This is a genomic window from Kribbella sp. NPDC026596, from assembly GCF_040638415.1.
In the GTDB taxonomy this organism is placed as follows: Bacteria; Actinomycetota; Actinomycetes; order Propionibacteriales; family Kribbellaceae; genus Kribbella.
This window is the reverse complement of record NZ_JBEZYF010000022.1, coordinates 56215-80843: the sequence shown is the minus strand read 5'-3', so window position 1 is coordinate 80843 and position 24629 is coordinate 56215. Positions and strand designations below refer to the sequence as shown.

The window sequence follows — 24629 nt, the reverse complement described above, 5'->3', positions numbered from 1 at the left end:
AAGGGTGGTCACGGTTGAAGTCAAGGACGCACCCGCCCCGAGCGCGTCCTCATCGTGAGGAGGCTGAAACCATGACATTTTCGCCTATTCGCCGTACCGCTGCGATCCTGGCCGCCGCCGGGCTCGCTGCCGCCGGACTGCTGGCCACCCAGGCCTCGGCCGCGCCGATCACCCCGTCGACGCTGTCGGCATCCGCCATCACCGCGACCTTGAACAAGGACGCGGCCATCCCTGGCACCGCCTGGCAGACGAACCCGGACGGCCGGATCATCGTGTCGTACGACGACACGGTCACCGGCTCGAAGTTGTCGGCGCTGTCCGGAGTGACCAAGCAGTTCGGTAGCCGGGTCACGCTGGAGAAGATCTCCGGCAAGCTGACCAAGTACATCGCCGGCGGAGACGCCATCTACGGCGGGCAGTACCGCTGCTCGCTCGGCTTCAACGTCCGCAGTGGCAGCACGTACTACTTCCTGACCGCGGGTCACTGCGGCAACATCGCGTCCAGCTGGTACTCGAATTCGAGCAAGACCACGCTGCTCGGGACGACCTACGGGTCGAGCTTCCCGGGGAACGACTACGCGATCGTGAAGTACAGCACGTCGTACACGAACCACCCCGGCACAGTGGATCTGTACAACGGTTCCTCGCAGGACATCACGTCCGCCGGCAACGCCAGCGTCGGCCAGGCGGTCAAGCGCAGCGGTAGCACCACCGGTGTGCACAGCGGCAGCGTCACCGGCGTCAACGCGACGGTGAACTACGCCGAGGGCCAGGTCTCCGGCCTGATCCGCACCAACGTCTGCGCCGAGGGTGGCGACTCCGGCGGTGCCCTGTTCGCAGGCAGTGTGGCCCTCGGCCTCACCTCCGGCGGCTCCGGCAACTGCTCCTCCGGTGGCACCACCTACTTCCAGCCCGTCACCGAGGCCCTCTCCCGCTACGGCGTCAGCGTCTACTGACACCCAACACACAACGGCGCCCCGGACCACCTGGTCCGGGGCGCCGTCCTCGTTGTGCTCAGCCCGCGCGGCGGCGGGAGATTTCGTACAGAGCTACGCCGGTGGCGATGCCCGCGTTGAGGGACTCGGTGGCGCTGGTCATCGGGATCGAGACGATCAGGTCGCAGTTCTCGCGGACCAAGCGGGCCAGACCCTTACCTTCCGAGCCGACGACGAGGACGACCGGCTCGGTGGCGGCTTCCAGGTCGGGGAGGTCCACCTCGCCGTCCATGTCCAGACCGATGACGAGCAGGCCGGCGTCCTTGTATGACTTGAGCGCGCGGTTGAGGTTGGTCGCCCGCGCGACCGGAATCCGGGCCGCCGCACCGGCCGACGTCTTCCACGCCGAGGCCGACATGGACGCCGCACGACGCTCCGGCACGAGTACGCCGTGCGCACCGAACGCCGCCGCGGACCGCGTGATCGCTCCCAGGTTGCGGGGATCGGTCACGCCGTCGAGCGCCACGACGAGCGGCACCTGGCCCGCGTCGTACGCCCGGGACAGCAGGTCGTCGGGATGCGCGTACTCGTACGGCGGGATCTGGATCGCGACACCCTGGTGGGCACCGCCCGCGGTGACCCGGTCGAGCTCGGTCCGCGGCACCTCGAGCACCGCGATACCGTGTTCGACCGCGAGCAGCGTGGCCTCCCGCAGCCGGGCGTCCCGTTCGGTGCCTTCGGCAACATGCAGCGCCGCGGCCGGAACGCCCGCACGCAACGCCTCGACCACCGGGTTGCGCCCGTACACCCATTCGACCGTGGAATCGGTGTCCTTGCGGACCGGGCGGCGGGAGCGCTCGCGCTCCTGCGCGCGCTCCTTCGCCTTGGCCCGCTTGTGCGCTGGGTGCTTGGTCCGGTCCACCGCCTTCGGCGTCGGGCCCTTGCCTTCCAGACCGCGGCGGATCCGTCCACCGGACCCGGCCGTCGGATTGCCCTGCTTCTTCCGGATGGCGCCCTTGCGCTGGCTACTGCCTGGCACGTCAGTTTCCTTCGATCGTGTTCGGCGCCGCGATCGACCAGCGCGGCCCCTGGGGTGTGTCCTCGACGACGACGCCGAGCGCCTTCAGCCGGTCGCGGATCGCGTCCGACGCGGCGTAGTCCTTGCGCTCCCGGGCGGCCTGCCGCTGCTCGAGCAGCGCCTTCACCAGCCCGTCGACGACATCGGTGAGCTCGTCACCGGCCGCGGAGCGCGACGCCCACGGCTCGGCCAGCGGGTCCAGCCCGAGCACGCCGAGCATCCCGCGCACGGAGGCCAGTGCCTCCCGCAGCGCGGCGGAATCGCCGTCGGCGACCAGCTTGTTCCCGTCCCGCACGGTGTTGTGCAGTACGGCGACCGCCGCCGGCGTCCCGAGGTCGTCGTCCATCGCGGTGACGAAGTCCGCCGGCAACTCCACCGACGGCTCGACTCCGCCCGTCACCTCGTGGGCCCGGGTCACGAAGCCCTCGATCCGCTGGAAGCTCGTGGAGGCCTCATCCAGCGCACCGAACGAGAACTCCACCACCGACCGGTAGTGCGACTGGACCAGGTAATACCGCAGCTCGATCGGCCGCACCCGCTGGACCACGTTGCGCACGATCGCGCCGTTGCCCATGGACTTGGACATCTTCTCGCCGGCCGCGGTGACCAGCGCGCTGTGCATCCAGAACCGGGCGAACTTCTGCCCGACCGCGGTCGACTGGGCCAACTCGTTCTCGTGGTGCGGGAAGCGCAGGTCCAGCCCGCCGCCGTGGATGTCGAACTCGTCACCCAGGTACTTGCCCGCCATCGCGGAGCACTCCAGGTGCCAGCCCGGGCGGCCGCGGCCCCACGGCGTCGGCCAGGAGGCCGTCCGCGGCGTGTCCTCGGTGTAGCCCTTCCACAGCGCGAAGTCGCGCGGGTCCCGCTTGCCGCGCGGGTCCGCGTCCTCGGCGGCCTCCATGTCCTCGATCTTCTGGTGCGACAGAGCGCCGTACGCCGGCCAGGACTTGACGTCGAAGTAGACGTCGCCGGAGCCGTCCGGAGCGACGTACGCGTGCCCGCGCTCGATCAGCTCGCCGATCATCTCCAGCATCTCGGGGATGTGGCCGGTGGCGCGCGGCTCGTACGTCGGCGGGCGGCAGCCGAGCACGTCGTACGCCCAGTGGAGCTCACGCTCGAACTCGTAGGCGTGCGCCCACCACGGGACGTCCCGTTCGGCCGACTTGGCCAGGATCTTGTCGTCGATGTCGGTCACGTTCGCGATCACGGTGACCCGGTAGCCCGAGCGCTCGAACCAGCGCCGCAGGACGTCGAAGACGACCTCCTTGTAGATGTGCCCGACATGCGGGGCACCCTGCACCGTCAGCCCACAGTGGTAGATCCCGACCTGGCCCGGGTGGACCGGCACGAAATCCCTCACTGCTGCTGTCGCGGTGTCGTACAAGCGAAGTGTCACCGGTCAAGGGTAACGGGAACTGACACCCCCTCTTGACAAAATATCCGCAGCGACGCTCACCAGGAGGACTTCCTTGTCGAACCAAGGGCCGTACGGACCGCCACCAGGGCAGTACCAGGGGCCGCCACCCCCGCAGTACAGGCCCCCGCAGTACGGTCCCCCACCGGGCGGTCCGCAGTACTGGGCCCCGCCGCAAGGTCCACCTCAAGGCCCGGGTTTCGGCTGGGGATCGAACGGGTTCCCGCCGCCGCCCAAGAAGAGGGGCAAGGCCGCCTGGGTGATCGTGCCGATCGTGGTGATCGGCCTGGCCGTCGTCGGGTTCGGGGTGCTCAGCTCGATCCTGAAGCACAACGGCGACGACGACTACACGCAGCCGGAGCCGACGTACTCCGCGACCGAGGGACCGACCGAGGAGCCGACATCCAGCTCCACCACCGAGGAACCGACCGCGCCCGCCACCACCCGGACGACCCAGCCGCAGCCGACGAAGACCACGCCGCCGCCTCCGTCGGACACCGTCATCGTGGCGAAGAACCGGTTCTACAAGACCGGCGTACAGAAGACGGTGAACTGCCGGGAGTCAGGCGCCCGTGCCAACAGCGCCACGAACGCGCGCAAGTACTACAACTCGGTCCTGGCCTGTCTCGTCCGCGCCTGGCCGAAGCAGGTCACGCTGGCCGGTGCGCGGTTCGTGCCACCGCACCTGGTCGCCTTCTCCGGGACGGCCACGTCCCCGTGCGGCGGCAACTCGCCGAGCTCCTTCTACTGCTCGACGAACCGGACCATCTATATGGACACGAACAGTGACCTGCGCTGGTACCAGATGTACCTGAGCTACAGCAACCGGACGCAGGCGATGGTCTGGTTGCGGGCCGAGATGACGGACACGGTCGCCCACGAGTTCGGGCACCACATCCAGAACATGACCGGCATCCTCGAGGCGACGTACAACCTGCGGTACGAGTTCAGCGGTGACAAGTCGCTGGAGATGAGCCGCCGGCTGGAGATCCAGGCGACCTGTTTCGGCAACGTGTTCATGGGTGCGAACAAGAGCAGCTACGGGATGACCGGGTTGCTGAAGTCGCAGCTGGACTACCTGCACTCCCACCAGGGCGACGAGTACATGACGCAGCGGGACCACGGCAGCCGGGCGATCATCCCGCGGTGGGCGAACGCCGGTTTCGTCACCCGGAACCCGGGCTCCTGCAACACCTACACGGCGTCCCCGAAAGTCGTACGGTAAATACTCACCATTCGACTCAGATCGAATGGTTGATTCTTACCAAAGCCGGGTAAAACCTCCGCCGAGCGCTCTGTCCGCCCCTCATCGCTCTGTGGAGGTCCACCGTGAAGTCCGCCCTTTTCACGGGTGCCGCCGTCACTCTTGGCCTGCTTCTGGCCTCGATCGGCTCCGCCCAAGCCAGTTCCGTCGATTCACCCGCATCACACCAGCCCACACCCCAGGCCCGTCAGCACGGCATCGACAAGGCCGGCGACGCCTACATGGGGTGGCTGGCGAACACCACGACGGCAGCCGGCGCGCCGGCCGTCATGGCACCCGCCGCGTCCGTCGAAGGCATCGACGTCTCCAGCCACCAAGGCAACGTCAACTGGGCCGCGCAGTGGAGTGCCGGCAAGCGGTTCGCCTACACGAAGGCGAGCGAAGGCAACTACTACACGAACCCGTACTTCGCCCAGCAGTACAACGGTTCGTACAACGTAGGGATGATCCGCGGCGCGTACCACTTCGCCACGCCGAACGACTCCAGCGGCGCCAACCAGGCGAACTACTTCGTCGACCACGGCGGAGGCTGGTCCCGCGACGGCAAGACCCTGCCGGGTTCGCTCGACATCGAGTACAACCCGTACGGCGCGACCTGCTACGGACTCAGCCAGGCCGCGATGGTCAACTGGATCCACGACTTCCTCAACACCTACAAGGCCCGCACCACCAGGGACGCGGTGATCTACACCAACCTCGACTGGTGGAGCCAGTGCACCGGTAACAGCACCGCGTTCAACGCCACCAACCCGCTCTGGGTGGCCCGCTACGCCTCGGCGCCGGGAACCCTACCGGGCGGCTGGCCCTTCTACACGATCTGGCAGTACAGCTCGACTCCGATCGACCAGGACCGGTTCAACGGCGACCAGTCCCGATTGGTTGCCCTCGCCAACGGCTGAGGCAGCGGTTATTGGGTTGCGGCGGTCTCGTAGTCTCGATCGGTGAGCTTTTCGCTGCCGATCGAGACCGACCGCCTGACCCTTCGCCGCTACCTCGACTCCGACTACGACGACCTGCTCGAGCTGCAATCCAGCGTGGATGTCACCAGGTTCTTGCTGTACGACCCGAAGACGCCCGAGCAGGTGCGGGAATCCCTCGCCGGCCGGCTGGCCGACGTACCGATGGACACCGACGGTCAAGCGCTCACCGTCGCCGCGATCCAGCGGGAGACCGGCCGGCACGTCGGCGAGGTCACCCTGTTCATGAGAAGTGTCGAGCACCGGACCGGGGAGATCGGGTTCGTGTTCCACCCGGAGTTCCACGGCCGCGGGTTCGCCGCGGAGGCCTCGGTCGAGCTGCTCCGGCTCGGATTCGAACAGCTCGGCATGCACCGGATCATCGGCCGGCTGGACGGCCGCAACACCGGCTCGGCGAACCTGCTGAAGCGCCTCGGCCTGCGCCAGGAGGCACACTTCGTGAAGAACGAGTTCCTCAAGGGCGAGTGGACCGACGAGTTGGTCTTCGCCATGCTCGCCGACGAGTGGAAGCTGCGTCAGTCGTAGATGGGCTCGTAACTATTTGACGTGCTTAGCAACAGGCGCGGCACGCGTTCACCGCGACAGCCGCGGTCGGCGGGTCTACCGTCGATTTCATGACCACCGCCCGTTCCGTCACCGCCCTGATTCTCGGTGTGGTCGTGCTGAGCGCCGGCTCCCTGCCGACCGAGGCCGTCAAAGCAGCCCCACCGCGTCAGATCGCCTACCGCACGTGGACGTCGACCAGCGACTTCCTCACCGGTGCCCTGTCCGGCACCACCGTCACCGACGGCGCCCTCAGGTTCGGTACGTCGGCCGGCACCACGTTGTACGTCGATCCGTTCGGGGACGGCACCGCCAAGAGCTACGAGCAGACCAGCTGGGTCTCGCCGCAGGTCAGCACCGGCTTCGGGCTGACCGAACTCGTCGCCTCCTGGAACGCGACCACGCCGCCCGGCACCTGGGTCGAGGTCTCCATGGCCGGTACGACGAATGCCGGCGCCGCCACCAAGTGGTACGTGCTCGGCCGCTGGTCCGGTGGTGACGACACCGCTGCCGGCGACATCCACCGCACCTCGGTACCGAGCCAGGGCGACGCGAACGGATCCGTTGCCGTCGACACCTTCGTGGCCAGCGGAGCCTGGCTGGATCGCTGGCAGCTCAAGGTCACCCTGTACCGGTTGAGCGGTACGACGCAGTCGCCGGCGGTCCGGTCCGTCGGTGCGATGGCGTCCCGGCTGCCCGATGACAAGAAAGTTGCCGCAAGCCCCCTTGGCGGTGCGGAGGGTGTCGCCCTGGACGTACCGACGTACTCGCAGGAGACGCATCTCGGCCACTATCCACAGTGGGACGGCGGTGGCGAGGCGTGGTGCTCGGCGGCCTCGACCGCGATGGTGCTCGACTACTACGGCGCCGGCCCGACCCCGGCCGAGACCGCGTGGGTCGATCCGTCCGACGCCGATCCGCAGGTCGACCACTCGGCCCGATCGGTCTTCGACTACTCCTACGACGGCGCCGGGAACTGGCCGTTCAACACGGCGTACGCCGGCTCCCGCGGAGTGGACGGGTTCATCACCCGGCTGCGATCACTGACCGAGGCGGAGCAGTTCATCAAGGCGGGGATCCCGCTCGTGGCGTCGCTGTCGTTCAAGAAGGGCGACCTGCCCGGCGCCGGCTACGGGACCAACGGGCACCTGATGGTGATCGTCGGCTTCGACCAGGCCGGGAACGTCGTCGTGAACGATCCGGCGTCACACCTGATCCCGAGCAACGGCCAGGTGCGGACGACGTACGACCGGACCGCCTTCGAGAACGCCTGGGTGCCGCATTCCGGTGGACTCGTGTACGTCATCCACCCGGAAGGTATGCCGTTGCCTGCACCGTCGGATCCGCAGCACAACTGGTAAGCCTCAGCGGGCGAAGAGTGCGCCCGTGAGGTTGGTGGTGAGGTTGCGGAGCGAGTCCGGCAGGTACTGCAGGTGCCAGCCACGCGGTCCGCGGTACCACGTGAAGCCCTCGTCCTCCTGGTCCGGCGTGGAGTCGGTCGCGACCAGTGCGTCGATCCAGCGCTCCGATCCGCCCAGCACAACGGCGTACGGGAGAGCGCGTGAGCAGAGCTCGGCGTGCTGGTCGATCGGCAGCTCGCTGACGTCCATCTCGAGCAGCTCACCGCGGATCGCGGCGACCTGACCGAGCACGCGGCCGGCGGCCGGAGCCTTGGCCGGCATGTAGCGGCCGACCACGATCAGGCCGACGCCGACCAGGGTGACCGCGATGCCGACCAGACCCCAGGTCGAGAGCAGCGCGAGGACAACGGTGAGGACAACGCCCAGCACGGTGGTGCCGATGCCGATCGTCGCCCACAGCGAGCGGGCGCGGTCCGGGCGCTCGTTGAACCAGCCGCGCTTGACCACTCCGTCGTACAGGGCGTCCTGCACCTGGGCGAGGTTCGCCCGCACCTGGCGGCCGAGCTCGGAGACCAGCACCGAGTCCGAGTCACCGAAGATCGCGCGGATCAGGACGTTCTCGTACCGGTGCAGCTCCTCCGAGGGCGCGTTCGCGACCCGGCGCAGCTCCCAGTCCGGTCGCGCGTACTCGGTCTGGTGCTCCAGTTCGATGATCGTGAGGTGCCCGCGGACGGCCAGGTCGATGATCGTCGCGGTGACATCGACGGGGTCGATCCGCTCGTCGATCAGCGTGCCGACCTCGCCGGGCCGCAGGTCCGACGGCGGCGTGAAGTCGATCCGGGAGTCGGTGCCGAGACTGAACAGCGACGCCGGTACGACGCGCCGCGGGTCGACCCGGTCCCGGCCGCGGACCCGGTAGAGCACGAGCAGCGCGATCACACCGAGCAGCAGGATCGCCAATGCGGTGAGCAGCTGGGCGGTGTCGGCGGAGAACGCGCGCTTGAACGTCTTGCGGTACTCGACGATCGAGTTCGCGGCGATCTCGCCCTCGGGGAAACCGATCGTCATCCGGACCGTGTTGCCCGGCGGCAGCCCCTGCTGCTGGAACGTCGGACCGGACGTCTCACCGATCTGCGCCAGCGTGCACGGGGTGTTGCTGTCGATCGCACCGGCAAAGCAGGAGACGTGCGAGACCTCAGGGGTGCTGAAGATGATGTTCGCCTGCTGGACGGTCAGGTTGATGCCGGTCAGCGGGGCGAACCGGACCTCGGTGCCGTTCAGCGTCTTCGCGACCGCGCCCTTCACCGTGTAGGTGAAGTTCAGTTCAGTGTCGCCGCTGACGTCCGCGACCGCCACCGAGGTGACGTCGCCGTCGGTCTTCACCTCGGACTGCTTGTCCTGGCCGCCGGACTTGACCTGCAGGTCCGAGATCTCCTGCACGTGGTCCACGTCGTCGGGCTGGTGGTCGCGGGTGACGATGAACCTGGTGAAGGTTCCGGTCACGTTGCTCAGCTTCCAGGTCTCGGAGACCTTGAGCAGGCCGTCGCGCTCGACTCGGATCTGGCTGTCGAAGTTGGTGACCACGGGGTCGGCAGCAGCACCTGCGCCGGCCGCGGCGGCCGGGACAGCAGTCAGGCCGAGCAGGCCGAGGGCACACAGGGACAGCCCGAGGAGTCGTGAACGCATTGCCCAATCACACCGTAAAGAGAGGGTCAGGTTGACACGGGCACGATAGCTCCTGGCGAGTGTCAGGTAACCAGTGGGATCGGCGTCTTCGGTGTGTCAGGCAACCAATGGGGTCCGTCCAGGCCCGGATACTGGTCTACTGCGAACCGACTGGCCGGGGTGGCTAGCCTGGTGGGTCCCTGATCGCGCAGAGTATGTCCGGGGACTGCGCAGTTGTCCGGGGGGAAGAATCGACCTGGCGCGGCTTCGGCACCCCGAACAGCGCCGGATGCACCACGTTGACGGCTACACCCAGCAAGGTCGTGAGGAGTATCGATGTCGGACAGGAACCCACCGCCCCCGGGGAGCGAACCGGCTGACGGGGAGCAGCCGGCCGGCCCGCCGCAACATGGTCCTGGCGAGAGCCGACAGGGCCAGCCGGCCCAATGGTGGGTCGGGGAGGCCGAGGCCAAGCGCGAGTTCCAGGACCCGGCCACAGGCGAGCGCCCGCCGAACAACTGGTTCGGTGAAGGCTGGGCCAACCGCCGGCCGGAGAACCCCGACCAGCCGTCCACGTGGCAGACCAACCCGGAACAGTCCCGCCCGACTCCACCGCCGCACGCCCGTCCGCCGTACCAACAGTCCGGCCCTCAGCAGCAGTCCGGCGCGCACCAGCCGAGGTCACCGCAGACAGGCCCAGCACAGCGCGGTCCGGTGCAGCCCGGTCCAGGGCAGCCTGGTCCAGCCCAGCCGCGTCCGGAGCAGCACGGTCCGTCACAGCAGGGTCCGTCACAGCAGGGTCGGCCGCCGCACTCCGGTGCCTGGCAGTCGCAGTCCAGTGCTTGGCAGTCGGACCCGTCGCAATCCGGTCCGCCGCCTCAGCAGGGCGGGCCGCGCTCCGAGGACTCGTACCTGTGGGGCTCTCCGAACCAGCCCGGCCCCCAGCAGCCGGCCTCGCCGTGGAGCAACGCCCTTCCGCCACAGCAGCAGCGCGGACCCCGGCATGCGTCGGGCGGCGGTCAGCTCGGTCCGATGGGTCAGCGGGTGCAGCAGGCACCGAACTGGCAGTACCCACCGATCCCGATCCCGCAGCCACCCGGCGGGGGCGGACGGCGCCGGAAGCCGAAGAAGACCTCCCGCGGTCTCCTGATCGGTCTGGTCGTGCTCGCCGTACTAGTCGTCGGCTCCGGCATCACGCTGCTCGTCCGGACCACTGGCAACGACGACCCGCAGGCGAAGGACACCCCATCGGCGCCGGCGTCGGAGACCACCTCCGCCACGCCGTCGGAGTCACCGTCGCCGACTGCGACCAAGCCGCCCGCCCCGACAGCCGACGACGTCGTCAAGGCCAACAAGCTCTACACCGTCGGCCCGGTCTCGGCCTCGAAGTGTGCGGAGCCGGCGTTCGCGCCGGTCACCGTCACCGCCGCCAGGGCCTACTACGCCCGCCTGCTGCCGTGCCTCAACCGCACCTGGTTGCTGGCGATGCAGAAGGCCGGTCTGCCGTTCCGCGCGCCGAAGGCGGTCGTGTACAGCGGCAAGCTGGCCTCCCCGTGCGGCATCCAGCGCAGCGCACGAGCGGCGTACTGCGCTGCGAACGAGACCATCTACCTGCCGTACGCGGTGGACAACGCGTACTACAAGTCCAACCCGATGTACACCCGCGCGATCATGCTCAACACGTTCGCCCATGAGTACGGCCACCACGTGCAGTACCTGAGCGGCATCCTCGTCTCCTCTGTGACCCGGGCGAAGTCGATGACGCCGAACCAGAAGCTGCAGGAGAGCCGTCGCCGGGAACTGCAGGCGACCTGCCTGGGCGCCGTGTACCTGGGCGCGAACGCGGTGTTCACGCCGATGCGTGACCCGCTGCTGGCCAACTGGAAGTTCCTGATCAGCCATACCGGCGACGACTACGCCCGGCCGCGCGTCCACGACCACGGCAACCGGGTGAGCAACTACCAGTGGTCGATCGCCGGGTTCAACAGCAAGCAGCCCAATTCCTGCAACACCTTCACTGCCACGGACATCCGCGTGTCCTGACGCTCGTCAGAAGAGGCGGCGCGCTGTTGTCAGCGTGCCGCCGAACGCGGTGACGAAGTTGCTGAGCGACTCGCCGATGTCGGACAGGTGCCAGTTCTCCGGACCGGAGTACCAGCCGATGCCGGCGTCGGGGTCGTCGTCGTCATCGGTCGCGGCGATCTCCAGCGCCCACTTCTCGGTCAGCCCGAGGACAGCGGCGTACGGAAGGCAGCGGGACGCGAACTCGAGGCGGTGGCTCTGCGGCAGGTTCGCCGACGTCTCGTCGACCAGGTACCGCTGTAGGCCGGCCACTCGGCCCAGTACGGCGGCTCCGCGCGCAGTGCGTGCCGGTGCGACCTGTCCGACGAGTGCCAGCACCAGACCGGCCGCCATCACCGCGAAACCGACCAGGCCATACTTGCTGACGATCGCGAGCACGATGGTCAGTACGACGCCCGCCCCGAGCAGCACCACGCCCGCAGTGGTCCAGCGGTTCCGGACAGCGTCCGGACGGGTCGCAAACCAGCCTTGCGTGACCACATCGGCGTACAGCTGCTCGCGGACCAGGTTGAGCCGCGGCCGCAGCGACGGGCCGAGGTTGGACACGACCACCGCGTCGCCGTTGGCAAAGACCGCGTCCAGCAGAGCCTTCTCGTACGGCAGCAGCTCGGGGCCACCCTGGTGAAGCCGGCGCAGCTCCCAATCCAACCTGCCGAAGTGCGACTCCCGCGGCAGCTCGACGATGGTCAGGTAGTTGCGCACGGCAAGGTCCAGCAGCGTGGCGGTGATGTCGACGACGTCGGCCGTCTCGTCCACCACCGTGCCGACCTGGCCGGGCCGGATCCCATCCGGTGCGGCGAACTGCGGTCCGTCGGCACCGTCGAGCACCGGACGCTCCGGCGCACCGTCGCCCACCTTGGCGGCGTCACGGCCGCGGAAGAACCACAGCGCTACCGCACCGAGCAGTCCGATGCCGAACACGATCACTGCCAGGCCGATCGTGCTGGAGTCCGCTGTGAACGCACGGCCAAGCGTCCAGCGGGTCTGGAACTGCGCATTCGGCTGAACAGTCGCTTGGTCACTCAGTCCGGTCAGGAAGGTCACCCGACCACCAGCCGGTACGCCGTTCTGCTCGATCTGCAACGCGGCTGACTCAGCCAGCTGCGACGACGTACACGGCATGCTCGAGCCGATCCGGCCGGCGAAACACGTGACCCAGGTGGCGAACGGGACGTTGACAGTCAGTTCGGCCTTCGGGATCGACGTACCGAAGCCCTGCACGACCGGCCAGCTCACCTCGAGACCCTCGGTGGAGTCGGCCACCACGTTGTCGACGGTGTAGCTGTAGACGATCTTCGACTGGCCCGACACATTCACAGTGAGCTTGCGGCCGTCGTCGGTGCTCTCGTTCTTCAATCCCTGTGCGGGTTGGCCGTTCACCGTGGCCGACACGTCGCTCAGTCCGTACGTGCGATCCCGCTCGGCGTCGGCGCTGACCCGGGTGACCAGCGTCCGGCTGAACGTCGTACCGCCGGCGGTCAGGTCGACCGTCTCCTTGACCTGCAGCTGGCCGTCCTTGGTGAGGGTCGCCTGGGCGGAGTACGCCGTGACCTGGTCGTCGGCGGCCTGGGCCGGCAACGTGCTGAAGGCAACAATCGGGGCGGACAAGGACATCAGCAGGGCGGCCGGCAGGAGGCGGCGCTTCAGTGACATGGGTCGAGAGTAGTCTCGTGCCGGTTCGTGCAGCGAACCCATGGAACCCAGCGGCAGGAGGCCGTATCTGTGAGCAGCCCGTACGGCTACGGCGGTCATCCGCCCGGCCCGCCTCCGGGTGTACTGCCACCGCCGCAGTCCGCGCCATGGCCACCTTCTGGGCGGTATGGTCCGCCACCGCAAGCGCCGTACCCGGGCCAGCAGTACCCGCAGCAGCAGTACCCAGGCCAGTGGGGCCAGCAGCCGTACTACGGCGGTCCGGGCCAGTTCAACGGGTTCCAGCCACCGAAGCGCCGAGGCGGTGCGGTCCGGGTCATCGTGTTGGCGTTCGTACTACTGATCTTCCTCGCAGTGTCCGTGGCCGTGCTCGGCTCACTGCTGGGCACGAGCGACGACAACACCGCCCAGCCCGGGGTCACCGGTCCGTCAATCGTGCCGACGCCCACCAGCAACCCGCAAAAGGGTACGGCGGAGGACTATCTGCTCAACGCCGACATCTACCGCACCGGTCCGCTGCCGGAGCAGAACTGCACGGCCGCGAACCTGGGCACCGGCACCCTGGCGGCGCAAAAGGTCTATTACCAGAAGCTTTTCACCTGCCTGAACGACGCATGGCGACCGATCTTCAAAGAACTCGGCCAGGACAAGCCGGACCCGGGTCTGATCGTCTTCGACAAGCCGGTGACAACGCCGTGCGGCAGATTCGAGCCGTTGTCCGGCCGGGTACTTGCGTTCTACTGCTATGGCAACCAGGTGATGTACACCGACGTCAAGCAGATGAACCGCGCCTTCGGACCGCAGCATGACCTGGCGTACCTGATGACGATCGCGCACGAGTACGGTCACCACGTCCAAGGCGTCACTGGCCTCTTCTACGCCCGTGCGGTCTATCTACAGGATCATCCGGATCAGCAGCTGGAGAGCTCGCGGCGCAACGAGCTGCAGGCCTCATGCTTCGGCGGCGTGTTCAGCAAGGCAGTCGAGAAGTCCTATCCGCTGACGAACCGGCTGGACGAGTTCAAAGAGCAGTCCAGCAACAGCTTCGGCGAATCGGCGGACACCCCGGAAGACGAGCGTACGCACGGCCTGGCAACCAGCCAGGGCTTCTGGATCCAGAACGGCTTCAACATCGGCGCCAACAAGGCCTGCAACACCTTCGCGGTATCAGCAGACCTAGTGAAGTGACGGCTGACCGAACCAGGTAGTCAGAGCTTCTTGAAGCGTGGGCCCGTCGGTGCTTGCAGTCCAGACGATGCAAGCATCCGGACGGATCAGGAGCGCGTCGGCCGGCCGGTCTTCGGTCTTGGCAGTGTGGATGTCGACGCGGCCCTCCCACGGTTGAGCGATCTCCCGAAGATCCGCGCGATCTGCGAGGTCAAGGAAGACGGGCCGTGCGGTGCGCATGAGCTCCGCGACACTGATGGTCCCCTGCTCGGTCAGCAACGTGAGATCGGGTACGAACGTGCCGAGCAAAGGATCCGCGCCCGCCACCGGGTACCTGATGTCGGTGCCCGCGATCATGGCTCCGATCCGACGCGCGGGCTGCTCGTCCGTGAGCAGCTCCTCGAAGACCTCCCGCAGCGCATCGGCGGCCGGGTCGAGCCCGCGCCTCAGCGCCACCTGCGCCTGGGTATGCCGGAGTGTGCGTGCGCCGGCCAGATGGCGCTCGGCGTGATAGGTGTCCAGCAGATCGGCCGGCGCCCAGCCGTTGACCGCCGCTGCCAGTTTCCACGCCAGGTTGACGGCGTCGAGCGTACCGGCGTTGATCGCAACGCCCGTGGCGGGGAACAGATGGGCCGCATCGCCGGCCAGGAAGATCCGGCCCTTGCCGTACTGCTCAGCCTGCCGGGCGTGAAAGGTGAAGCGCGACAGCCGGCGCGGCTCTCCCAACGGCAGATCCACCCCGAGCACTCGACGGATGCTGCCCTGGAACTCCTCCAGAGTCATCGGTACGTCGTCGTCGTAGTCGGTCAGATCGTCCTCGGTGGTGAAGACCGACAACTCCCCCTTGGCCATCGCCCCGAACGCGAACACACCTCGCTCCGTCCGTGTGAACCCCGCCGGAATCCGGCCCAGCCCAGCAACCTCCAGGTCCCCGCTGTCGAGCACAGTCACCTCATCCGGCAAGGTCACCATCCCAAGCCGGTTGACCTCCGGATAGGACGTACCGGGAAACGCGATGCCGGCCAGGTCACGGATCCGGCTGCGCGGACCGTCGCAACCCACGACGTAGTGGGCGGTCACCTGGTACGGCCCGTCCGGACCGCGCACATCCGCGGTCACCGTGGCGTCGTCCTGCACCACCGCGATCACTTCGTGACCCCGTCGTACGTCGGCCCCGAGCTCGCGGGCACGCTCGTCGAGCAACCGCTCGAGCTGCGCTTGTGCGAGCGGCAGCGCGTGCAGCGGCGGATCCGGCAGGCGGCTGAGGTCCACATGCACACCGCCGAACGGGAAGCGGGGAGCCGGGATCGGGCCGCTGCATGCCGCGGTGACCTTCTCCAGCTGGCCCCGATAGTGCAGCAGGTCCAGGATCTGCCCACCGAGACCACTGGCCTTCGGAGTCTCCCGGAACTCCGGCCGGCGCTCCAGGACCACCGCTCGTACGCCGCCCAGCCGCAGCTCACCGGCGAGCATCAGTCCGGTCGGCCCAGCGCCGACGATGATCACGTCGGCATCCATCACTCGCACGTTACAAACCCCCAAGTCGTCGTGTTTCCAGCCACGGCGAGTGATTCTCCGGCATCCCCCGGGCCTTGCGGCAAGTCCCCCAGTACGCTATAAATTAAGCACGGCAGGGAGTTCTACTCCTCGCCGTTTTTGTTGCCTATCGCAAACGTCAGATAACCGATGGCTCGTCGGCATACGCGGTGAAACGCTGGACCATGCACTACTGTCAGCTCTGCGACCCGCCGGTGACGCTGCTACCCGACGGTGACCGCGCTCTCTGCCCAGCCGGCCACTACAGCGAGTCGGCCAGACGACAACCGCTGTACGTCGTGACCGGCGCATCGGGCGCCGGCAAGACGACGATCTTCCCGTTCCTGGCTGCGGAACTGCCGGAGTGCGCCGTCTTCGACGTCGACTGGCTCATCGACCCCATCGGCGTAGTCTGCGCCCCCGAACCGATCAACTGGGTCGCCTTCCGCGACGCCTGGCTGAGCGTCGCCCACGGAGTCGCGCAGGGCGGACGCGCGACGGTACTCCTGTCCACGTTCATGCCTGAGCAACTTGAAGACCTCCCCGCTCGGCGCTGGATCACTGACGTCCACTTCGCCCTCCTGGACTGCACCGATGCCGCCCGCGTGAGGCGTCTCAAGAGCAGACCTTCCTGGCGAGACCAGAACACCGACCGGCAGCTCTCCTTCGCCGCCTATCTCCGGACGCAGATCTCCACGGTCCTACAAACCGACGACGCCAGCCCTGCGACCACCGCGTCAGCCATCGCCGAGTGGGTTCGACGCTGATGCCTATCAGGTTTGAGGCGCCGCAGAGATGTGACGTTTCCCCTTGTGGATAAGGGATTTCTGGCCTGCGCGCATTTGCACCCCACGGATCAGATGCATAAACTAGAATGCATGTTCGACGAAGATCTCACCGCGCTGTCGACGGCCGCCCTGCTGGAGTCGGCCGCCGGGCACCGCGCCGAGGTCAATCGCGTCGAGGCCCGATTGCTCATACACGCCCAGATCTTCGCCGACCGGCATCACCCCGACACCTGCCCATCCCGACCCGGCCGGCGATCCTGCGACGGCCGCGAACGAACCCTGGTCCTGGGCGGTGAGGGCTGCCCCGAGATCGTGGAGTTCGCCCCAGTCGAGTTCGGGGTCATGCTCGGCATCTCGGCCCGCGTGGCCGCCGATTACATCGGACAGGCGCTTGCGCTGCGACACCGCTTCCCGTTCACCTGGGCCTGCGTACTGAACGGCGAGGCGACGCCCTGGAAGGCCCGGCAGATCGCCGCAACCTGCGTGAAACTCTCTGAGGAAGCTGCACAGTACGTCGATCAACGCGTCGCCAGAATCGTCGACTCGATCACGCCCTACCGCCTGGACAAGATCGTCAAGGCCGCCAAGATGTACGCCGACGCTGCCTTGGCCCGCGCCGAAGCCGAGGAGAAGGCGAACGAACGCGGCGTCTTCGTCGGGAACTCCGACGAGCACGGCACCAAAGCCATCTACATCCGCGCCGCCAGCGGCTCGGTGATCCGATTCGACGCCACCGTCGCCAGCATCGCCGAGGCCCTCAGACTCCTCGGCCACCCCGGCACCCTCGACACTCGCCGCGCCGAAGCCATCGGCATCATCGCCGACCCCACCTACACCGAAGAACTCCTCCACCAGGCCCGCACCCACCACCTCCAGCCACCCCCGGCACCCACAACCGACACCGACGCCGCACCCTCGGACGAACGCGACAAGCCGAACACGCGCGACGCGGTCGACCTCGCGGATGGGCACAACGGGCTGAACCCGCACGACGAAGCCGACCTCACGGCTGAGTATGTGGAGCCCGAACCGTATGACGAGGCCGACCGAGATGCGCCCCATCCCAGCCACAGCGATCTACCCGATCCACTCGACACCCCACCGAGTGGGCAGGTCGACCCAGACTGGCCAAGGCACCACCGCGTACCCGAGCCCGTCGAGCCCGTCGATGCAGCCGCCCTGCGCGCTCTCGACGTACGCCTCGCACAGATCAAGCTCGCCGCCCACCGCAGCCCGTCGGGTGGACGTACGCTGCCCGGCAAGACCGAGATCTACGTGCACCTGACCGAACAGATGCTCGCCACCGGGACGGGTGTGCTCCGTGTCGAGGGCCTCGGTCCGCTGCTCGCGTCGCAGCTGACCGAACTGGTCGGCCACGCTCCATACATCGTGAAACCGGTCATCGACCTCAACGACGCCGTGAGCGTCAACGCGTACGAGATCCCCGACCGCATCCGCGAACGCGTGAAGCTGACGCATCCGGTGGAGGTCTTTCCATTCGGCACCCGCGAAACCAGCGGGACCACCGACCTGGACCACCTCCAGCCCTACGACCCCCTCGGCCCACCAGGCGAAACCAACACCCAGAACCTCGCACCCTTAGGCCGCTTCAGCCACAGGGTCAAAACCCACGGCCGCGGCTGGTCGGTCCAGCGCCTCGACCCCAGAACCCTGGAATGGACCACGCCCCACGGATTCACCTTCCACGTCGACCCCAACGGCACCCGGAGAGCACCGAAGTCCGGCACCGACGATTAGACCGCGACGATTCGGTGGCGAGCCGGTAGAACGGCAACGCGACCCAACCTTCAGACCTACAGCAATCGGTTGATTACCGGACTCCGCTGCGGGCACGAGCAGACATGCCGCGGGGTGGGAGCGTCGCGAGTGAGCCACGCAGAAGTGAACGACCCGCCGCGTGGAATGAACTCTGCAGGTGAATTGGTCGCCGGGTGGGTGTGCGCGCTTTGGCTTGGGTTCACTCCGGCGGCGTATTATCCGGCCGTGACGTTGCGACGCGGGGAGATGGCGCCACCCGCGCGGACGCTGGTGGACGTGTTGCAGGAAACGGCTGCGCAGTACGCCGACGAGCCGGCGCTCGACGACGGCAGTGTCAGCCTGAGTTATCGCGAACTGCTGATCCAGACCACCAAGTTCGCCACCCGCCTCACCGCCGCGGGCATCGGACCCGGCGACCGCGTCGGCGTCCGGATCTCGTCCGGCCACAACGATCTGTATGTCGCCATCCTCGGCACACTGCAGGCCGGAGCGGCGTACGTACCGGTGGACGCGGATGACCCCGATGAGCGCGCCGAGCTCGTGTTCGGTGAAGCCGATGTCGCGGCTACGGTCGGCGATGACCTCAAGCTCACCGTCACCCGCCCGCAGCCCGCGCCGGTCCTCGCCAACGACAACGCCGACGGCTACTACGACTACCCCTACAGCGCCCGGATGGACGCCTCCGGTACGACGGACGCACGAAGAGACCAGGCCGGCCCCGAGCCCACCGACGACGCCTGGATCATCTTCACCTCGGGCTCAACCGGCGTGCCGAAGGGCGTCGCGGTCACCCACCGATCGGCGGCGGCGTTCGTTGATGCCGAGGCGCGGCTGTTCCTCCAGAAGGAGCCGATCGGACCGGACGACCGGGTGCTCGCCGGCCTGTCGGTCGCGTTCGATGCGTCGTGTGAGGAGATGTGGCTCGCCTGGCGGCATGGCGCGTGTCTGGTGCCGGCGCCGCGGTCGCTGGTGCGGACGGGGATGGACCTCGGACCATGGTTGGTTGCCCAAGGCATCACTATCGTCTCGACCGTGCCGACCCTGGCGGCGCTCTGGCCGGCCGACGCGCTCGACCAGGTCCGGCTGCTGATCTTCGGCGGTGAAGCCTGTCCGCCAGAGCTGGCCGAACGGCTCGCGGTCGACGGCCGCGAGGTGTGGAACACCTATGGCCCGACCGAGGCCACGGTCGTCGCCTGCGGCGCCGAACTGACGGGCGAAGGTCCGGTACGGATCGGATTGCCCTTGGATGGCTGGGATCTCGCCGTTGTAGATGCTGGGGGCAACGAAGTCGAGCCGGGCGAGATCGGCGAGCTGATTATTGGCGGTGTCGGCTTGGCGCGATACCTCGACCCGGTCAAGGACGCGGAGAAGTTCGCGCCGATGCCGAGCTTGGGTTGGGAGCGCGCGTACCGCAGCGGCGACCTGGTCCGGAGCGACCCTCTTGGCCTGCTCTTCCAGGGCCGCGCCGACGAACAGGTCAAGCTCGGCGGCCGACGGATCGAGCTGGGCGAGGTCGACGCGGCGCTCCAGGCGCTGCCGCAGATCTCCGGCGCGGCGGCCGCGGTCCGGACCAGTGGGGCCGGTAACCAGTTGCTGGTCGGGTACGTCGTACCCGAGGACCCGGCGGCGTTCGATCAGGCCAAGGCGACCCAACGACTACGAGAAGAACTCCCGGCGGCGCTCGTACCGCTGCTGGCCGTCGTGGACACGCTGCCGACCAGGACGTCCGGCAAGGTCGACCGCAACGCACTGCCCTGGCCGCTGCCCGGGATGGATACCGACGGCCCGGCGGCCGAGCTCAGCGGGACCGCCGGCTGGTTGTCCGAGCGGTGGACGAAGGTGCTCGGCGCGAAGGTCACCGGGCCGGACAACGACTTCTTCCTGCATGGCGGTGGCAGTCTGGCCGCTGCGCAGCTGGTGTCGGCGCTGCGCGAGCGCTATCCGGACGTGACTGTCGGCGACATCTACGAGTACCCGCGGCTCGGTGCGCTGGCGGATCGGCTCGATGAATCACAGCCGGTCACCGCCGAGCCGATCGAGATCCGCGAGATCAGGCCGACGCCGAAGAGCACGCAGCTACTACAAACGGCGCTCACCCTGATCCTGCAGACGGTCGTCGGCGTTCGCTGGCTGGTCTACCTGTTCACGCTGAACAACCTGCTCGCCGAGCTCGCCGGCCCGCTGCCCTGGGCCCGGACGGTCTCGTGGTGGTGGATCCTGGCCGGCTGGCTGCTCCTCATCACCCCGGCCGGCCGGATGGGAATCGCCGTCGTCGGCGCGCGCATCCTCCTCCGCGGCCTCAAACCCGGCGTCTACCCGCGCGGCGGCAACGTGCACGTCCGGCTGTGGGCCGCCGAGAACCTGTCGGACGCCGCCGGCGCGGCCAACCTGGCCGGCGCTCCCTGGATCGCCTACTACGCCCGCGCGCTCGGCGCGAAGGTCGGCCGCGGCGTCGACCTGCACACGCTGCCGCCAGTCACCGGCATGCTCACGATGGGCCGTGGCGCGTCAATCGAGCCCGAGGTCGACCTGGCCGGCTACTGGATCGACGGCGACGAACTGCACGTAGGTCCGGTGACGGTCCACGCCGAGGCCGTGATCGGTTCCCGGAGCACACTGCTCCCCGGCACCGAGATCGGCCGGAACGCCGAGATCGTGGCGGGCTCGGCCGTCTCCGGCAAGGTCCCCGCGAACGAACGCTGGTCCGGCTCCCCTGCCAGCCGGATTGGACGGGCAAGGCACCCGTGGCCCGACCACCGGCCGGCTCGCGCTCCCTGGTGGGTCCTTGCGTACGGCGTTCAGTCCGCAGTGATGTCGTTGATCCCGGTGGCAGCGGCCGCCGCGGCACTCGTCGTACTCGGCTACGCGATCAAGGGCACCGAGACCCTCCAAGCGGCCGCACTCCAAGCGCTGGCGGCGATTCCGCTGATGACGCTCGTAGGTTTCGTGGCGCTCGCTGCGCTGACGCTGGTGGGTGTCCGGCTGCTGGGCCTCGGGATCAAGCCGGGCCATTACCCGGTCCGCAGCCGGATCGGGTGGCAGGTGTGGGCGACCGAGCGGCTGCTCGACTCGGCGCGGACCCTGCTGTTCCCGCTGTACGCGAGCCTGCTCACGCCCTGGTGGCTGCGGGCACTCGGCGCGAAGATCGGCCGCGACGTCGAGGCGTCGACGGTCCTGCTGCTGCCGAAGATGACCACGGTCGGTGAGGGCGCGTTCCTGGCCGACGACACGATGATCGCGTCGTACGAACTGGGTGGCGGCTGGCTGCACGTGGCCGGCGCGAAGGTCGGCAAGCGCGCCTTCCTCGGCAACTCGGGGATGACGGCTCCCGGCCGGTCCGTCCCGAAGAACGGCCTGGTCGCGGTGCTGAGCGCCGCGCCGAAGAAGTCCAAGGCGGGTACGTCGTGGCTCGGTTCCCCACCGGTGAAGCTCCGGCGGCAGGCGATCGAGGGTGACCAGAGCCGGACCTTCAACCCGCCGTTCAAGCTCAAGGTCGCTCGGGCACTGGTCGAGCTGTGCCGCTTCGTCCCGATGATGTGCACGGTCCTGATCGCGCTGGGCGTGCTGTTCGCGCTGCAAGCGCTCGACATCTGGATCGGGCCGTGGTGGACGTTGCTGCTGTCCGGCGCGGTGATCCTGACCGCGGGCGCGGTCGCAGCCGGGATGGCGACGGTCGCGAAGTGGATCATCGTGGGTAGGACACGAGCGGTCGAGTACCCGCTGTGGAGCTCGTTCGTCTGGCGCAACGAGGTCGTCGACAGCTTCGTCGAGCTGGTCTCGGCTCCGTGGTTCGCGAACGCCGCCGCCGGTACGCCGGTACTCAACCTGTGGCTGCGGTCCCTCGGGGCCAAGATCGGCAAGGGCGTCTGGTGCGAGACGTACTGGTTGCCGGAGGCCGATCTGATCACCTTGGGCGACGGCGCCACGGTGAATCGCGGTTGCGTGCTGCAGACGCACCTTTTTCATGATCGAGTTCTCTCCATGAGCACAGTCACCTTCGGATCCGGAGCAACCCTCGGGCCGCACGGCATCGTCCTGCCCGCCGCGAGTGTCGGGGCAGGGGCTACCATCGGCCCGGTGTCTCTCGTGATGCGTGGTGAAGGTGTGCCTGCCGGGACGCGCTGGGCCGGGAACCCGATCGCTCCCTGGCAGGGCTGATGGTTGCCCCCTTCAGAGGACGACAGAGCGACGGGGAGCCGGGTACGACGAGCGCCGACGACCGGTACGTGCCCACGCACGGCAACGGCGGCTACCAGGTGGAGTCGTACGAGCTGGACCTGGACTACCGGGTCAACAGCAACCGCCTGAGCGGCAAGGCGACGATCACCGCGTTCGCCACCCAGGCGCTGTCCCGGCTGAGCTTCGACCTGGCCGGACTCCGGGTGTCGAAGGTGTCCGTGAACGGCCGACGGCCGCAGCGCTACGTTCACCGCTCCGGCAAGCTCCACGTGACGCCCGCCGCGCCGATCATGGACGGCGCCGAGTTCACCGTCGAGGTCCAGTACGGCGGCAACCCGAAGCCCGAGGACAGTCCGTGGGGCGAGCTCGGCTGGGAGGAACTCACCGAGGGCGTGATCGTCGCGAGCCAGCCGAGTGGCGCGGCGACCTGGTTCCCGTGCAACGACCACCCCGGTGACAAGGCGCACTACCGGATCACGATCACCACCGACTCGCCGTACCAGGTGGTCGCGAACGGGCGGCTGGTGTCGCGCCGGGTGAAGGCGAGCCGGACCACGTGGGTCTTCGATCAGGCCGCGCCGATGGCGACGTACCTGGCGACCGTGCAGATCGGCCGGTACGACGCGGTCGACCTGGCCACGTCACCGGTGACGACCCGGGGGGTGCTGCCGGCCGCGCAGATCCGCGATTTCAAGGTGGACTTCGGGCGGCAGCAGGACATGATGAAGCTGTTCTGCCGGCAGTTCGGGCCGTATCCGTTCGGCAGCTACACGGTCGTGGTGACCGACGACGACCTGGAGATTCCGCTCGAGGCGCAGGCCATCTCGGTGTTCGGCAGCAACCATGTGGACGGCCGTCGTACGTCCGAGCGGTTGGTCGCGCACGAGTTGGCGCACCAGTGGTTCGGCAACAGCCTGACGCCGGCGAGCTGGCAACACATCTGGCTGAACGAAGGATTCGCCTGCTACGCCGAGTGGTTGTGGTCGGAGGAATCCCGGGGCCTCACCGCCGACCAGCAGGTGTCCAAGGCGCACACCCGGTTGAAGAACCTCCCGCAGGACCTGATGCTGTCGGACCCCGGTCCGGAGCTGATGTTCGACGACCGCCTGTACAAGCGCGGTGCGATCACCTTGCATGCCCTGCGCAAGCACCTGGGCGACGAGGCCTTCTTCAACCTGCTCCGTGCGTGGACAAGGAACTACCGCCACGGCTCGGTCACCACGGCCGACTTCATCGCACTGGCCACCAATTTCAGCCCCGACGAGGAAGCCCTCCGGCACCTGTTCGCCGCCTGGCTCGACTCCTACCAACTGCCGCCCCTCCCCCGAAAGCGGTCTTAGGTCGCGCGGGCTACCTCGGCCGCGGCTTTGACGAAGCGTTCGGTGAGGGGGGTTCTGGTTGACCAGGCGGCGCCGGTCCACCAGGAGGCGGCTCGGCCGGGGAGGGGGATCAGACGGAGTTCCGCTGGCGCGATGCGTTCGGCGGATTCGGGTACTACGGATGGGCCGGCGCCGGCCGCGGTGAGGGCCAGGACGGTCTGCAGGTCACCGGCTTCCTGAAGTACTTGCGGATGGCAACCAAGCTCGGCGTACAGGGTGTTGATCTGGGCATTCAGGCCGGGTCCACGGGCGGGCGTGAGGCGGACGAGCGGGCGGGCGTCGAGCCAGCTGACGAGGTCGCGCGGGACGTCCGCGGTGGCCGGTACGGCGAGGGTGAGGCGATCTCGTCGTAACCGAAGGTGTTCGAGACCGGCCGGGACCGGAAGTCGGACGAACCCGATCTGGAGGCTGCCGGCCAGCAGCCGCTCAGACTGGACCACCGACGGCAGGTCCTCGAGCGAAATCGTGACGCCGGGCCAGCGGCTGCGGAACAGTGCCACCGCCCGAGGCGCGAGCTCGATCCCGGACAACCCGAACCCGATCGCCAGCGAGCCCTCGGCCCCCGACGCGACCTGGGCCGCGCGCCGATCGAAAGCCTCGGAACGGTCCAGCAACTCCAGAGCGTCAGGAAGCAGAAGCGCACCGGCCGGGGTCAGTCGGGCGCCATGACGGCCCCGGCTGAACAGCACCGAACCGACCCGACGCTCCAGCACCTGGATCTGCTTGGTCAACGCCGGCTGACTGGTCGACAGCTCCTCGGCCGCGGCCCCGAAGTTCCGCAGTCTGGCGACCGTGACGAACGCTCGGAGCAAACGGAGATCCATAACCCCAG

Annotated in this window: 17 protein-coding genes; 11 read left to right on the top strand and 6 right to left on the bottom strand. The window is 68.1% G+C overall.

The genetic code is table 11. The annotated features are described in order from the left end of the window. Positions 1–71 precede the first annotated feature (71 nt). Positions 72–956, top strand: a complete 885-nt coding sequence (locus AB0E63_RS20165) for a S1 family peptidase (protein ID WP_360368021.1) — start codon at positions 72–74, stop codon at positions 954–956. Between the two features lie 58 nt (positions 957–1014). Here AB0E63_RS20165 and rlmB read toward each other — a convergent pair whose 3' ends face one another. Both rlmB and cysS read right to left on the bottom strand, forming a co-directional pair. Then, positions 1015–1974 (bottom strand): 23S rRNA (guanosine(2251)-2'-O)-methyltransferase RlmB, encoded by a 960-nt coding sequence (gene rlmB, locus AB0E63_RS20160; RefSeq protein ID WP_360368018.1) that lies wholly within the window; start codon positions 1972–1974, stop codon positions 1015–1017. A 1-nt stretch (position 1975) separates the two neighbouring features. Then, positions 1976–3409 carry a cysteine--tRNA ligase gene (cysS, locus tag AB0E63_RS20155; RefSeq protein ID WP_360368015.1) on the bottom strand — a complete coding sequence of 478 codons (1434 nt, stop codon included), beginning with the start codon at positions 3407–3409 and terminating at the stop codon, positions 1976–1978. A gap of 73 nt (positions 3410–3482) precedes the next feature. Here cysS and AB0E63_RS20150 point away from each other — a divergent pair, with 73 nt between their 5' ends. The 4 genes from AB0E63_RS20150 to AB0E63_RS20135 all read left to right on the top strand — a co-directional run bounded on the left by AB0E63_RS20150 (position 3483) and on the right by AB0E63_RS20135 (position 7572). Next, a complete protein-coding gene (locus AB0E63_RS20150) occupies positions 3483–4652 on the top strand; it encodes a neutral zinc metallopeptidase (RefSeq protein ID WP_360368013.1) in 1170 nt (389 codons plus the stop codon). 104 nt (positions 4653–4756) lie between these two features. Beyond that, positions 4757–5590 carry a lysozyme gene (locus AB0E63_RS20145; protein ID WP_360368011.1) on the top strand — a complete coding sequence of 278 codons (834 nt, stop codon included), beginning with the start codon at positions 4757–4759 and terminating at the stop codon, positions 5588–5590. A 42-nt stretch (positions 5591–5632) separates the two neighbouring features. Beyond that, a complete protein-coding gene (locus AB0E63_RS20140) occupies positions 5633–6193 on the top strand; it encodes a GNAT family protein (protein WP_360368008.1) in 561 nt (186 codons plus the stop codon). 89 nt (positions 6194–6282) lie between these two features. Continuing rightward, entirely contained in the window at positions 6283–7572 is a 1290-nt protein-coding gene (locus AB0E63_RS20135; RefSeq protein ID WP_360368006.1) for a peptidase C39 family protein, read from the top strand. A gap of 3 nt (positions 7573–7575) precedes the next feature. Here the strand turns inward: AB0E63_RS20135 and AB0E63_RS20130 are convergent, their stop codons facing one another. Further along, positions 7576–9258, bottom strand: a complete 1683-nt coding sequence (locus AB0E63_RS20130; protein WP_360368003.1) for a DUF2207 domain-containing protein — start codon at positions 9256–9258, stop codon at positions 7576–7578. A 315-nt stretch (positions 9259–9573) separates the two neighbouring features. Between AB0E63_RS20130 and AB0E63_RS20125 the strand changes: the two genes are divergently transcribed. After that, entirely contained in the window at positions 9574–11280 is a 1707-nt protein-coding gene (locus AB0E63_RS20125) for a neutral zinc metallopeptidase (RefSeq protein WP_360368000.1), read from the top strand. Between the two features lie 6 nt (positions 11281–11286). On the opposite strand, the gene AB0E63_RS20120 is transcribed toward AB0E63_RS20125, so the two are convergent. Next, positions 11287–12972 (bottom strand): DUF2207 domain-containing protein, encoded by a 1686-nt coding sequence (locus AB0E63_RS20120; RefSeq protein WP_360367997.1) that lies wholly within the window; start codon positions 12970–12972, stop codon positions 11287–11289. Positions 12973–13041: 69 nt separating this feature from the next. Between AB0E63_RS20120 and AB0E63_RS20115 the strand changes: the two genes are divergently transcribed. Then, positions 13042–14157, top strand: coding sequence for a neutral zinc metallopeptidase (locus AB0E63_RS20115; protein WP_360367995.1), 1116 nt, complete (start codon positions 13042–13044; stop codon positions 14155–14157). Here the strand turns inward: AB0E63_RS20115 and AB0E63_RS20110 are convergent. Next, positions 14146–15654: an FAD-dependent monooxygenase gene (locus AB0E63_RS20110; RefSeq protein ID WP_360367992.1), complete on the bottom strand. Its 1509-nt coding sequence runs from the start codon at positions 15652–15654 to the stop codon at positions 14146–14148. The genes AB0E63_RS20115 and AB0E63_RS20110 overlap by 12 nt on opposite strands. Positions 15655–15842: 188 nt before the next feature. On the opposite strand from AB0E63_RS20110, the gene AB0E63_RS20105 reads away from it, so the two are divergent. The 4 genes from AB0E63_RS20105 (at position 15843) to AB0E63_RS20090 (ending at position 23758) form a co-directional block, all read left to right on the top strand. After that, positions 15843–16439: a hypothetical protein gene (locus AB0E63_RS20105; protein ID WP_360367989.1), complete on the top strand. Its 597-nt coding sequence runs from the start codon at positions 15843–15845 to the stop codon at positions 16437–16439. 45 nt (positions 16440–16484) lie between these two features. Further along, positions 16485–18218: a DUF222 domain-containing protein gene (locus AB0E63_RS20100; protein WP_360367986.1), complete on the top strand. Its 1734-nt coding sequence runs from the start codon at positions 16485–16487 to the stop codon at positions 18216–18218. A gap of 246 nt (positions 18219–18464) precedes the next feature. After that, positions 18465–22397, top strand: coding sequence for a Pls/PosA family non-ribosomal peptide synthetase (locus tag AB0E63_RS20095; protein WP_360367983.1), 3933 nt, complete (start codon positions 18465–18467; stop codon positions 22395–22397). Continuing rightward, positions 22397–23758: a M1 family metallopeptidase gene (locus tag AB0E63_RS20090; RefSeq protein ID WP_360367980.1), complete on the top strand. Its 1362-nt coding sequence runs from the start codon at positions 22397–22399 to the stop codon at positions 23756–23758. The genes AB0E63_RS20095 and AB0E63_RS20090 overlap by 1 nt, the downstream gene beginning before the upstream one ends. Here the strand turns inward: AB0E63_RS20090 and AB0E63_RS20085 are convergent. Continuing rightward, complete coding sequence (locus AB0E63_RS20085; protein WP_360367978.1) at positions 23755–24621, bottom strand: LysR family transcriptional regulator; 867 nt, start codon at positions 24619–24621, stop codon at positions 23755–23757. The genes AB0E63_RS20090 and AB0E63_RS20085 overlap by 4 nt on opposite strands. Between the last annotated feature and the right edge of the window lie 8 nt (positions 24622–24629).